The sequence below is a fragment of the Actinomycetota bacterium genome, assembly GCA_035540895.1.
Lineage (GTDB): Bacteria > Actinomycetota > JAICYB01 > JAICYB01 > JAICYB01 > DATLFR01.
The window spans coordinates 17,310-29,138 of sequence record DATLFR010000012.1; the positions used below are offsets into that span (position 1 = coordinate 17,310).

Here is an 11,829-nt window from a genome sequence, read left to right on the forward strand (position 1 = left end):
GGTCAGGCGGGCTGCGGGAGGTACCGGCGGTCCGGCCCGCGTCCGAAGTGGCCTCCGCGCTCGGCGATGGCGACCTGCAGCGCGGATACGACCCCGATCCCCCCCACGTCGTCGGCGGCCGTGTCGAAGGTCGAAAGCCGGCGGGGGGCCTCGCCCGGGTCCTGGCGCAGGAGCTGGACGGCCGACATGGCGTCCGGCTCCCCGGCCACGACGAGCGTCCCGGTCACCTGGGAGCTCCCGCGCGCGAACGCGGCCAGCCACCGAGGGTGCGGAGCGTTGCGCGGGTGCGCGCCCGAGAGCACCACGACCGTGGATTCCCGCGGCGGCCACGGCTGGTCCCCCTCCCGGCCCTCCACGACCACGAACCCGGCCTGCGTGAGGGCGGCCACGAGCGCCTGACCGGTCGGCTCCGTCAGGCGCTGACCGAGGAGGGCAAGCGCGGCCTGGGCGGGGTCCTGACCCGGGTCGAAGGCCGGGACGATCGGACGCACGACGGACTCGACCAGCTCCTGGGCGGAGCCCTCGCGGTCCAGGCGCCACTTCTCGGTCAGCACGAGGTTGCCCGCCGGACGGGCTCCCGCGCTGAGCACCCAGCTCCGCACGTCCGTCCGCCACGGGTCCGCCTCCCCGCCGTCGCTGAGGAAGAGCACGGTCCGTCCCTCCAGCCGGCGGTCGACGACCCATGGGGCCACCTCGTCGCGCAGGATCCTCTCGTTGGAGTTGAGCTCGGCCGTGAGCTGGTCGGCGCGCTGCTGCGCGTCGTCTCGCGCCGCCCGGGCCCTGCGCAGGTCGGCCTCGATGCGTTCGGGGAGCGCGTTCGAGAAGACCGTCACGCCCAGGAGGATGCCGAGGCCCAGGGCCAGGAAGACGGCCACGAGCGAGACGATGTGGTACCGGAAGTCGATCACAGGACGACGCGGATCAGCTGGGTCAGCTGGTCCCAGACCCCTTCCCAGAACAAGCGCATCGGGGGGACGGCCAGGCTGACGATGGTCATCGAGAAGAGCGCGGCGCCGACCAGGAGCATGAGGTCGCGCGTCCGGACCCGGGTCCGGTAGAGCTGGGAGACCCCTTTGGCGTCGACCAGGTTCGGACCTAGGCGCATGCGGACCAGGAAGGTGGAGGCCATGCCCTTCCGTCCCTTGTCCAGCATCTCGATCGCCGACGCGTGGGACCCCACGGTGACGACGAGTTCGGCTCCCTGCTCGTGCGCGAGGAGCATCGCGACGTCCTCGCTGGTGCCCGGCGCGGTCACGACCGTGTGGGGGAGGTTCAGCGCCTCGAGCACGGCCGCGCCGGGGGCCGCGCCGTCGGTGTACCCGTGGACGAGGAGCTCGGCTCCGCACCCCAGCGCCCGCGTGGAGACCGAGTCCATGTCCCCGAAGATGATGTCCGGACGTATCCCCTCGGCTATGCAGGCGTCCGCCGCCCCGTCGACGGCGATCACGACCGGCTTCATCTCCCGGACGAACCCCCGCAGGGCGTGCAGGTCGTCCTTGAAGTGGTAGCCCCGGACCACGACGAGCGCGTACCGGCCCTTGAAGGAGGTCTCCAGCTCCGGGAGCCGCACCGCGTCGATCAGCAGGTCCTGCTCGCGCCGGACGTAGGCGAGCGTGTTCTCGGCGAAGGTCTCCACGGTCGCGGAGAGGGCGCGGCGCGCCTCGTCCATCGCCTGGGTCACCGAGCCCTCGTCCAGGAGCGTGCCCTTCGCCACCACCTCACCGTCGAGCAGGAGCGTGTCCCCTTCGACGGTGACGTGCTCCCCCTCCCGCACCCTGTCGAATACATCCGGTCCGACGTCGTCGATCACCACCACGCCCGCCTTGACGAGCAGGAGGGGCCCGAGGTTCGGGTACCGCCCGGAGATGGAGCGGGAGGCGTTCACCACCGCGGCGACGCCGTGCTCGAGCAGGCTCTCCGCCGCGATGCGGTCGAGGTCGACGTGGTCGATGACCGCGACGTTGCCGGGGTGGATGCGGTGGACGAGGTCCTTCGTGCGTCTGTCCATCCGGACCGTCCCCTCCACGGTGGCGCCGCCGGACCGCGCGCCGGATGGCGCCGCGGACCGTGAACGTCGGAGGCGTGTCGGAAGGATCGGCATGGATGCACCCCAGGGGGTCGGACCAGCGTAACCCGCGGCTATGCGCGGGGGTTGGCGGCTCCCGCGGCCCGGCCGAGCTCGAGGAGCTCCGATGCGTGGGCGCGGGCGGTCTCCGAGGTGCCGAGCCCGGCCAGCATCCGGGAGAGCTCTCCGACGCGCTCCTCGCCGTGCACCTCCCTGACCGCGACGCCCCCGTCGTGCCTGCTGACGACGAGGTGGCGGTCCGCGAAGGCGGCGATCTGCGGCAGGTGGGAGACGACGACGACCTGACGGGTTCGGGCAAGTTGAGCGAGCCGCCGGCCGAGCTCGAGGGCCGCCGCGCCGCCCACGCCCGCGTCCGCCTCGTCGAAGACCAGGACGGGTGCGGCCTGGGTCGCGGCGCTGGCCAGGGTGAGCGCGATCATCGCGCGGGAGAGCTCCCCTCCCGACGCGACCTTCCCCAGCGGGCCCGGGGGGCGGCGACGGTCGGAGGTGAACAGGAACGCGACGCGGTCGTGTCCGCGCTCCGTGTGCTCCTGCCCGGGCTCCACCGCGATCTCGAACCGCGCGGAGCCCAGCGCGAGGGCCGGCAGCTCCTCGTTGACGAGCTCGGCCAGACGCACCGCTCCCTCGCGCCGTCGTTGGGAGAGTTCGCCCCCGATGGCCTCGACCTCGGTCGTGAGGGAGGCGACACGCCCCCGCAGCTCCGTCGCCTGGTCGGCCGCCCCCTCCAGGCGCAGGAGGCGGGCGCGCGCGTCCTCCGCAGCCGCCAGGACCTCCTCGACGGTGGCTCCGTGCTTGCGCTTCAGGGCGGCGATCGCGGCGGAGCGGTCCCTCAGGTCCTCGAGCGCCTCGGGGTCGGCCTCCAGACCTTCCGCCCAGGCGCGGACGTCGCGGCCCGCCTCGGAGGCCTCAGCGGCCAGCGCGGTCACCCGGTCGGCTACCTCCGCGACCGAAGGGTCGAGCGCGGCCGCGGCCCCGAGCAGTTTCGCCGCCTCGGAGAGGGCACCGGACGCCCCCTCCGTACCGACGAGGGCCAGTGCCTGGGCGGCGTCGGCGGCGAGCCTCTCCACGTTCTCGAGCCGGGCGAGCGCATGCGCTACCTCCTCGTCCTCGCCGGGACGCAGGCGCGCCCGGTCGATCTCCGACACCTGGAAGGACAGGAACTCGATCTCACGGATCCGCTCCCGTTCCGACGACTCGATCGCCTCTAGCTCGGCGGCGGACGCCCGCAGCTCCGAGAGCGCCCGGCGGTACGAGGCGAGCATCTCGCCCGTCCCGGCGAACGCGTCCAGGAGCTCCAGCTGCACCCTGGGGTCGGCGAGGGCGAACCCGGCCCCCTGTCCGTGCACCTCGACGAGCGGTCCGCAGGTTTCGGCCAGCACCGAGACCGGGGCCAGCCTGCCGTCGACCCAGCACCGCGACCGTCCGTCGGCTCCGATCCGCCTGGCGGCGATCAGCTCGGTCTCCCCCTCGTCGTCGGGCGCGCGCTCCCACACCGCCTCCACGTACGCGGCCTCGGAGCCCGCCGCGACCAGGCGTGACTCGGCCCGTGCCCCCGTCAGCAGGGCGAGCGAGGTCATGAGCAGGGTCTTCCCGGCGCCCGTCTCCCCCGTTATGACGTTGAGCCCGGGGGCGAAGGCGACGCAGGCCTCGGTCAGGATCCCGAGATCGCGCGCGCGCAGCTCGAGGAGCATGGGGGGAGCGTATGCACCGCCACCGACGTGGCAGGCTGACCCCATGAGGTTCTTCGCCACCGCCCTCCCCGGCCTCGGCCCGGTGCTGCGCGACGAGCTCCGTGCCCTTCCGGACGCGTCCTCCGTCGGCCGTCCGGCCGGGGACGGCCGCGCCGATGTCGTCGTCTTCGACCACCCGGCGGCGCCCGGGAGCCTCGACGTCCGCACGGCGGAGGACGTCTTCGTCGAGGTGTCCGCCGCCCCCCGGACCGGAGACCCCCACACCCAGGCGGCCGCCCTCCTGGACGGCCCCCGCCTCGAACGGGCCCTCTCCGCCTTCGCGACGCTCGCCCGGCCCCTGCTCCCGAGGATGTCCTACCGGGTGGCGGTGCGGGTCTCCGACGAGGGCGACTTCAGACGGACGGATCTGCGAAAGGCCGTGCATCGCGCCGTGGCCGAGATGCGGCCGAGGTGGAGGCAGGGGGACCCAGCCCATATCGAGCTATGGGTGCTGCAGCTCGACGCGGAGGTCTTCAGGTTGGGTCTGCGACTGACGGGGGCGGAGCGCTCGCGGCGCACGACCCGGACGAAGGAGCGGCCCGGAGCCCTCCGACCGTCCGTGGCGGCGGCGATGGTCCGGCTGGCCGGTCCCCCGCCGCAGGACCCCACGCTGCTCGACCCGTGCTGCGGTTCGGGGACGATCCTCATCGAGGCGGAGGCGGCGGGATGGGAGCCGGCAGGCAGCGACATCGAGGGGGACGCGGTCGACATGGCCCGGGCGAACGCCCCGGACGTCCCCGTCTCCCGCGCGGACGCCACGAGGCTCCCGCATCCGGACGGCTCCCTCGCGGCGATCGTCAGCAACCTGCCGTTCGGGACCCGGTTCGAGGTACCCCGGGGCTGGACGGCCGCCTTCGCGGCCGAGGCGGCGCGGACCGTCCGGACGGGAGGCCCGGTCGTGCTGCTCGCCCCGGCCTCGTCCGGACTGCGGGCCGCGTTAGGCCACGTGCCGATCGCGCTCGAGCGCAGCTTCGACATCACGCTGCTCGGAGCGCGGACCACGCTCTGGGTGCTGCGCCGGACCTGACCGCCCCAGGCTAGGCGGGGGGAAGTCCGAAGCGCCGGGCGACCCGGGTGAAGTGGGAGTCGGGACCCAGCCGGATCAGACGCACGACCGACCTCCCGATCGAGGCCGTGAGCACGTCTCCCTCGGCCACCTCGGCCCTCGGCCGTCCGTCCATCACGACGACCCCCTCCCCGCGGGCGAGGAGGCTGACCTCGACCGGCTGGTCCTCCGATACGACCAGGGGGCGGTCGAAGAGCGAGTGGGCCCCCACGGCGACGACGATCAGGGCTCGGTGCTCGGGGGAGACGACCGGGCCCCTCATGGAGAAGGCGTACGCCGTCGAACCGGTGGGCGTGGCGACGATGAGCCCGTCGGCGCCGAAGCTGGTGAACGGCTGACCCCCGATCACGAGCGACATCCGGATAAGCTTCCCGCCCACCGCCCTCTCCAGCGCGACCTCGTTCATCCCCTCCCCGAGGGGCTCGGTCGATCCGTCCGCGCGGCGCACCGACGCCTCGACCGTGGAGCGGAGGTCGACCGTGTGGTCGCCGGCCAGGACCCGCTCGAGCGCCTCGAACAGGTCGTCTGCTCCCACCTCGGTGAGGAAGCCGAGCTGCCCGAGGTTGACCCCCAGCACCGGCACCCCCGCGAACCCTGCCAGCCCGATCCCGTGCAGCATCGTGCCGTCGCCTCCGAGGACGAGCAGGAGGTCGAGTCCGGACGGGTCCGTCGGCGCCTCGACCACCTCGTGTCCGCGCCCGGACAGCCAGGACCCGGCTCTCCCCGCCAGCTCGGCTGCCTCGGGCTTGGAGTGGTGGGTGACGATGCCGACCCGCGTCACGGACCCTCCCGTTGCAGCCACACGAAGACCTCCCGGTTCCCCTCCGCCCCGGTGATCGGCGAGTCGACGCTGCCCCGCAGGCTCAGCCCCTGCGCGTCCGCCGCTCCGGCCACGCCCGCCACCGCTTCGTCCTGCAGGGAGCGGTCCCGGACGACACCGCCCGCCCCGACCCGTCCCCGTCCCACCTCGAACTGAGGCTTCACGAGGGCGACGACCGGCGCCGGGCCCGCCAGCGCGGCGAGGGCCGGCATGACGGTGCGCAGCGAGATGAACGAGACGTCGACGACCACCAGGTCGAAGGGTCCCATGGACGCCGGGTCGAGGTCACGCACGTCCGTCCGCTCCATGACGCCCACGCGGGGGTCGTTGCGCAGGGTCCAGTCCAGCTGCCCGGTCCCCACATCGACGGCCACGACCGCCGATGCGCCCCGTTGCAGCAGGCAGTCCGTGAACCCACCCGTGGAGGACCCGATGTCGAGGCACCGGTACCCCGTCACCTCGATCGCGAAGGCGTCGAGCGCTCCCTCGAGCTTCAGGCCCCCTCTTCCCACGAACCGCAGGCCCGGGCCGAGAAGCTCGATCGGCTCGGCGGGGTCCACCTGACGGGAGGGTTTCTCCGCCACGGTGCCGGACACGGTGACGATCCCGGACTCGATCGCCTCCCGCGCCCGCTCACGCGAACCGAAGAGCCCGCGCCGGACGAGCTCGACGTCCAGCCGCCGGCGCGTCAGGACCTCTTCTTCGAGGAGGCCGCGGTCTTCTTGCCCGACCCGGTCTTCTTGCCCGACCCGGCCTTCTTGCTCGATCCCGTCGAGGTCTTCTTCTTCGTCGCGGAGGCCGTCCCGGACGCCTTCGGCTTCGCGGCCGAGGTCGCGCCGGACCCGCCCTCGAGCTCCCGGACCCTCCTCGACAGCCGCTCCACGTCGTCCTGGGAGGCGAGACCGAGCGCCTCGACCTGCGACCTGATCTCCTTGCGGACGAGCCGCACGAGCTCCTGGCGGTTGCGCGTGGACCGGTTCATGAGGTCCTGCGCAGTGCGCTGGATGTCCTTCGCGCGGATCTCGCCGCGCTTCTGCAGCTCGTTGACGAGTTGCTCGGCCCGGTCTCGGGGAAGCTCCGTGATGCCGGCGAGCGAATCGACGTAACGACGAAGGAGATCCAGCATGGCGCACACCTCCGGTTGCTCGGGGATCCGAGGATACTGGCTGCCCACATGACGATGCTCATCCCCGTCCGGGACCACAACCCCGGCCGCCACTTCCCGCTCGTCACGATCGCGCTCGTAGCCGCGAACGTGCTCGCCTTCTTCTACCTGGGGATCAGCGAGGAGGTCGCGTTCCGGTTCGGGGCGGTGCCCTGCGACGTCCTGCAGCGCTGCGACCAGCTCTCACGGCACCTCAACGAGAGCTTCCCGGACCGGACCAGCATCGTGAGCATCTTCACGTCGATGTTCATGCACGGGAACCTGCTGCACCTCGGAGGCAACATGCTGTTCCTCTGGGTGTTCGGCAACAACGTGGAGGACCAGTTCGGGAAGGTCGGGTTCGCCGTCTTCTACGCCGTGACCGGGGTGGCCGCCGCCTTCTCGCACTTCATGCTCGACCCGGCCTCGGAGATCCCGATCATCGGTGCGTCCGGAGCGGTCTCGGGGATCCTGGGCGCCTACTACTACCTCTACCCCCGCGCGCGTGTCACCGCGCTCGTCCCCCTGTTCTTCTTCTTCCCGATCAACGTCTCGGCGAAGTTCGTCCTCGGGCTGTGGTTCCTCCTCCAGCTGTTCGAAGGGGTGATGGGTCTCGGGGCCCTCCAGGAGGGCGGCGTCGCCTTCTGGGCCCACGTCGGTGGGTTCGTGGCCGGGTACGTGATCACCCGGGTCTTCCACCCGGCCCGGGCTCCCCAGGCCGTCCTGAGCCGGTACGCCTAGCCGCCGAACAGCCGCGGCTGCCGGGCCGCGTCGAACCCGATGCGTGCGAGGTAGGGCTCGAGCTCGTCGGGCGCCTGCACCCGGCCCGCCCCCGCGCAGGCTTCGACGAGAAGGCGTCGCAGGACGACCCAGGCCGAGCGGTGGTCGGCGTTCGGCGGGATGGTGAACCCCCGGACGTGGAGGGTCTCCCCGTCGCGCTCCGTCTGGATCGCGGCCGCGCCATCCTCGGAGGAGGACGTACCCCGCGGGAGGTCGCGCAGCAGGTCGGACAGGTCGTCGAGGATCTCGTCGGGCATGTCGGTCAGTTGAGCGAGGTCGGACTCCGCCGTGACCCCGGTGAGCACGAGCGCGCTCGGGAGGCCGGCCGTCCGGGCGCCCGCGATATCCGTGGAGGCGCGGTCGCCGCAGACGAGGGTCCGGGCCGGGTCAGTCCCGGCGCGCTCGAGCGCGAGCTGGAAGAGCTCGGGTCGCGGCTTCCCGACCACCTTCGCCTTCACGCCGGAGGCGGTCTCGATGGCGGCGAGCAGCGCCCCCGTGCCGGGGAGCAGCTCGACCTCGCCCGGGTAGGTCGGGTCGGCGTTGCTCGCGATCAACGGGACGCCCGAGCGGGCGAGGGTAGCCGCTCGCCGGATGTCCTCGAAGGTCCCGCGCGGGTTCCACCCGACCACCACCGCGGCGACGTCGTCGGTCTCGTTGGTGGGGATCAGCCGCTCGTGGGTGATCAGCCTGATCAGCCCCTCGCTGCCGCAGACGTGGACCCGGTCTCCCTCCACCAGCCCCATGCGGCGCAGCTCGGAGATCACCGCATGGCCGGACGTGACGATGTCCTGCGTCTCCGTCGGGACCTTCATGCGGAACAGCTTGATGGCGTACTCGCGGGAGGTGCGGGCCGAGTTGTTCGTTATGAACACGACCCGCTTGCCCTGTTCGCGCAGGGTCCGGATGGTCTCGGCCGCGCGCTGGACCGGGGTCTCCCCCCGCCACACGACCCCGTCGAGGTCGAGCAGGAAGGCGTCGAACGAGTCGGCGGGGATCAACCGGCGCCCCGGTCCCGGCGCTCACGCGCCGCGTCCATCCGGCGCCGGACGTCCGCCCGGTAGTCGCGCCGCAGCTCGTACCGCTCGACGGCCCGGCGGTAGTCGTCGTTGCCCGGACGCATGGCCGCCGCGAGCTTGAGGTGTCCGAGCGCCTCATCGAACCGGCCGAGGCGTCCGAGCGCGAGACCGGCGCCGAAATGCGCGTAATCGTTCACCGGTGACATCTCCAGGAGCTTCTCGAACTGCTCGACGGCGTCCTCGAGGCGCCCCGCGTCGTGGTAGGCGCGAGCCAGGGCCTCGCGGACGCTCCCCTGGTCCGGCTCGTGGGCGAGGGCCCGCTCGAGCACGGTCGCGGCGGCGTGAGCATCCCCCGACCTGAGCAGGGCCAGTCCCTGCTGGTACCACTCGTACACGGGCTCCATGACCCCAAGTGTAGGGCGGCCCCGGGGCCGCGTAGACTGCGTCCCGTGGCGACCGTCCGGCCTTTCCGAGGCATCGTGTTCGACCCCACCAGGGTGTCCGACCTGGGCGAGGTCACCTGTCCGCCCTACGACGTCATCTCTCCGGACGAGCGGACGCAGCTGTACGAGCGCCACCCCTACAACGTCGTGAGGATCATCTCCGGACGCGACGAAGAGGGGGACGGGCCGAGCGAGAACCGCTATACGAGGGCGGCCTCGTTCTTCAGCTCCTGGCTGTGGGAGGGCGTGCTCAGGGAGGACCCCGACCCCGCCCTGTACGTGTACCGGCAGGCCTTCGAGGACCCCTCCGGCGCCTTCCGACGGGTGTGGGGGCTGCTCGCCACCATCTCCCTCGACGACGAGATCCTCGCCCACGAGCACACGATGTCGGGCCCGAAGGCCGACCGCCTGGCGCTGATGGAGGCGGTCCCGGCCAACATCTCGCCGATCTACGCGATCTACGCGCAGGACGGCCCGACCGAGGGGAGCATCTCGCAGCGGCTGCAGGAGTGGGCGGGCCGGCCTCCCGTCGCCGACCTCACGGACTCCGACGGCACCCGTCACACCGTCTGGGCCGCTCACGACCAGGCTTTCCAGGCCGAGGTGGCCGAGGCCCTGGGCCCGTGCCCGCTCATGATCGCCGACGGGCACCACCGCTTCGAGACCGCCAAGAACTACCGCGCCCTGCGGCGGCGCTCCGACGGGCCCGGACCGTGGGACCACGTCATGGCCCTCATCGTCGATGCCGCGTCGCAGCCGGTCTGCATCCTCCCCTACCACCGCATCGTGCGCGCCTCCCCCGTCGGCGAGCCGATGGACGTGCTGCGCGCCGGGTTCGAGGTGTCCGAGCTCGGACCGGCCGACCCCGTCGCGGTCGAGGCCTGGGCGCTCGAGCTGTGGGACGAGCCCCGGAAGGGCGTCTTCGTCGCCGTCGTCGGGGACCGCGCCTACCGGCTCGCCGCCCGCGACGCGGCCGACGACGAGATTCCGGCCGCGATCCTGAAGCGCCTCGCCCTCGAGCCGCTCGGCGCGGTCTCGGCCGAGGACCACCTCTCGTTCACGCCGCGGGCGACCGAGGTGACCGAGCAGGTCGTTTCCGGACACGCCGTGGCCGGGTTCTGCATGCAGCCGGTCGGCGTCGACGCCGTCTGGCGTCTCGCGTCGACGGGAGCCCAGATGCCCGAGAAGTCCACCTACTTCTTCCCGAAGCCGAAGGACGGGATCGTGATGCGCTCCCTCGGCACCTAGCCGGGGGAATCAGGCGCCCGGGTGTCCGGTTTATCCTCACGAGAGGAAGACACGACACCGACAGGAGGGACGTTCCATGGCGCACTCGTTGCCCGACCTGCCCTACGACTACAACGCGCTGGAGCCGCATATCGACGAGGAGACCATGCGGATCCACCACACGAAGCACCACCAGACCTACGTCGACAAGCTGAACGACGCGATCTCGGGGACGGAGTTCGAGGGGAAGGACCTCGAGTCCCTGCTGAGGGAGATCGAGCAGGTCCCGCAGGAGAAGCGGACCGCCGTGCGCAACCACGGCGGAGGGCACCACAACCACTCCCTGTTCTGGACGGTCCTCGGTCCCAACGGGGGCGGCAAACCCGAGGGAGACCTCGCGGCCGCGATCGACTCGACCTTCGGGTCCTTCGAGGACTTCAAGCAGCGGTTCGCCGACGCCGCGGCCGGACAGTTCGGGTCCGGGTGGGCGTGGCTCGTGGTGAAGGACGGCACCCTCGAGGTGATCGCCCGCCCGAACCAGGACTCCCCCCTCATGGAGGGGTACACACCGATCCTGGGCCTCGACGTGTGGGAGCACGCCTACTACCTCAGGTACCAGAACAAGAGGCCCGACTACATCGCCGCGTTCTGGAACGTCGTCAACTGGGGCGAGGTGGCCAACCGGTACTCGGCCGCCAGCTAGTTCGGAGCATCCCCGGCGGCGCCCCCGTAGCGGGGGCGCCGTCTCACGTCCCGTACCCCACCTCCAGCAGCGCCTCGCCCCGGCTCGTCGCGTAGTACACCTGCCAGTGGTAGTAGCCGTAGAAGGTGCGCGGCGCCTCGCGCATCACGCGCGCGTACGCGCCGATCGCCGTCACGTAGTGGCGGCTGGGGTTGTACCGGAACAGGGCGTTGTCCATGTCGGACGGCCCCCCGTTCGCCCGCAGCATCCTGGCCGCCGCGGCTATCGCGTCACCGTAGTCCTCGATATCGCCCCCGTCGCCGTACCGCTCCCAGGTGGCCGGCATGAACTGCATCGGACCGCGGGCGCCGGCGTGGCTGTCGCCGCGTATCCGTCCCATCCGCGTCTCGGACAGGTGGATGGCGGCCAGGTACTCCCAGCCGATCCCGGTGGCCTCCGAGGCCCGCTCGTAGTGCGAGCGCAGCTCGTCGGGCGGCGGGGGCTGGACGATGGTCCATGCGTCGGGGGGCGCGTCGCGCAGTGGGGACGGGAGCAGGCGGCGCAGCGCCTCCCCCGCTTCGACGTTGAGGCGTGCGTGCACCCGGACATCCGGCGGGAGGGCGGCGAAGGCCTCCTCGCGCCATCCCGGGGTCCGGACGAGCTGCCGGTACGACGCCTGCTGCACGCGTCCGGCCCGCTCGAGCCGGTCCGGGTCGGACGAGGCCGTCCTGATCGTGTCCTCCGCCTCGGCGAGCCGGCTCGCCAGCTCCTGCGCAGAGGCGGCGTCGAGCCGACGGGCGGCCTCGAACGGGTCGGGAGCGGGGGTCTCGGCCGG

The 11,829-nt window shown here is 72.3% G+C and carries 13 protein-coding genes; 4 read left to right on the forward strand and 9 right to left on the reverse strand.

The annotated features are described in order from the left end of the window. Positions 1–2: 2 nt before the first annotated feature. From VM840_00540 to recN, 3 genes are read right to left on the reverse strand one after another with little or no spacing between them, the layout of a single operon-like run. A complete protein-coding gene (locus VM840_00540) occupies positions 3–908 on the reverse strand; it encodes a copper transporter (protein ID HVL80062.1) in 906 nt (301 codons plus the stop codon). Continuing rightward, positions 905–2,101: a putative cytokinetic ring protein SteA gene (steA, locus tag VM840_00545; protein ID HVL80063.1), complete on the reverse strand. Its 1,197-nt coding sequence runs from the start codon at positions 2,099–2,101 to the stop codon at positions 905–907. Before steA ends, VM840_00540 begins: the two co-directional genes overlap by 4 nt. A 38-nt stretch (positions 2,102–2,139) precedes the next feature. Further along, positions 2,140–3,777 carry a DNA repair protein RecN gene (gene recN / locus VM840_00550; protein HVL80064.1) on the reverse strand — a complete coding sequence of 546 codons (1,638 nt, stop codon included), beginning with the start codon at positions 3,775–3,777 and terminating at the stop codon, positions 2,140–2,142. A gap of 43 nt (positions 3,778–3,820) precedes the next feature. Here recN and VM840_00555 point away from each other — a divergent pair, with 43 nt between their 5' ends. Beyond that, on the forward strand, positions 3,821–4,843 hold the full coding sequence (locus tag VM840_00555) for a methyltransferase domain-containing protein (GenBank protein ID HVL80065.1): 1,023 nt from the start codon (positions 3,821–3,823) through the stop codon (positions 4,841–4,843). A gap of 10 nt (positions 4,844–4,853) precedes the next feature. On the opposite strand, the gene VM840_00560 is transcribed toward VM840_00555, so the two are convergent. The 3 genes from VM840_00560 to VM840_00570 are packed head-to-tail and all read right to left on the reverse strand — an operon-like array spanning position 4,854 to position 6,828. Then, positions 4,854–5,663, reverse strand: a complete 810-nt coding sequence (locus tag VM840_00560) for an NAD(+)/NADH kinase (GenBank protein ID HVL80066.1) — start codon at positions 5,661–5,663, stop codon at positions 4,854–4,856. After that, complete coding sequence (locus VM840_00565) at positions 5,660–6,394, reverse strand: TlyA family RNA methyltransferase (protein ID HVL80067.1); 735 nt, start codon at positions 6,392–6,394, stop codon at positions 5,660–5,662. The genes VM840_00560 and VM840_00565 overlap by 4 nt, the downstream gene beginning before the upstream one ends. Continuing rightward, positions 6,391–6,828: a hypothetical protein gene (locus VM840_00570; protein HVL80068.1), complete on the reverse strand. Its 438-nt coding sequence runs from the start codon at positions 6,826–6,828 to the stop codon at positions 6,391–6,393. Before VM840_00570 ends, VM840_00565 begins: the two co-directional genes overlap by 4 nt. Before the next feature lie 48 nt (positions 6,829–6,876). Here VM840_00570 and VM840_00575 point away from each other — a divergent pair, with 48 nt between their 5' ends. Beyond that, complete coding sequence (locus VM840_00575) at positions 6,877–7,587, forward strand: rhomboid family intramembrane serine protease (GenBank protein HVL80069.1); 711 nt, start codon at positions 6,877–6,879, stop codon at positions 7,585–7,587. Here VM840_00575 and VM840_00580 read toward each other — a convergent pair. Both VM840_00580 and VM840_00585 read right to left on the reverse strand, forming a co-directional pair. Then, positions 7,584–8,624, reverse strand: a complete 1,041-nt coding sequence (locus tag VM840_00580) for an HAD-IIA family hydrolase (protein ID HVL80070.1) — start codon at positions 8,622–8,624, stop codon at positions 7,584–7,586. The genes VM840_00575 and VM840_00580 overlap by 4 nt on opposite strands. Then, positions 8,621–9,046 carry a tetratricopeptide repeat protein gene (locus VM840_00585; GenBank protein ID HVL80071.1) on the reverse strand — a complete coding sequence of 142 codons (426 nt, stop codon included), beginning with the start codon at positions 9,044–9,046 and terminating at the stop codon, positions 8,621–8,623. The genes VM840_00580 and VM840_00585 overlap by 4 nt, the downstream gene beginning before the upstream one ends. Before the next feature lie 45 nt (positions 9,047–9,091). Here VM840_00585 and VM840_00590 point away from each other — a divergent pair, with 45 nt between their 5' ends. Further along, positions 9,092–10,333 (forward strand): DUF1015 domain-containing protein, encoded by a 1,242-nt coding sequence (locus tag VM840_00590; protein ID HVL80072.1) that lies wholly within the window; start codon positions 9,092–9,094, stop codon positions 10,331–10,333. Between the two features lie 76 nt (positions 10,334–10,409). Then, positions 10,410–11,015: a superoxide dismutase gene (locus tag VM840_00595; protein HVL80073.1), complete on the forward strand. Its 606-nt coding sequence runs from the start codon at positions 10,410–10,412 to the stop codon at positions 11,013–11,015. Between the two features lie 43 nt (positions 11,016–11,058). Here VM840_00595 and VM840_00600 read toward each other — a convergent pair. After that, the coding region (locus VM840_00600; protein ID HVL80074.1) for a lytic transglycosylase domain-containing protein at positions 11,059–11,829 on the reverse strand (771 nt) is incomplete at its 5' end.

Coding starts and splice junctions, on each gene's coding strand:
- VM840_00585 (HVL80071.1), bottom strand. CDS start 9,046: ATGGAGCCCGTGTACGAGTGGTACCAGCAGGGACTGGCCCTGCTCAGG.
- recN (HVL80064.1), bottom strand. CDS start 3,777: ATGCTCCTCGAGCTGCGCGCGCGCGATCTCGGGATCCTGACCGAGGCC.
- VM840_00575 (HVL80069.1), top strand. CDS start 6,877: ATGACGATGCTCATCCCCGTCCGGGACCACAACCCCGGCCGCCACTTC.
- VM840_00570 (HVL80068.1), bottom strand. CDS start 6,828: ATGCTGGATCTCCTTCGTCGTTACGTCGATTCGCTCGCCGGCATCACG.
- VM840_00595 (HVL80073.1), top strand. CDS start 10,410: ATGGCGCACTCGTTGCCCGACCTGCCCTACGACTACAACGCGCTGGAG.
- steA (HVL80063.1), bottom strand. CDS start 2,101: ATGCCGATCCTTCCGACACGCCTCCGACGTTCACGGTCCGCGGCGCCA.
- VM840_00555 (HVL80065.1), top strand. CDS start 3,821: ATGAGGTTCTTCGCCACCGCCCTCCCCGGCCTCGGCCCGGTGCTGCGC.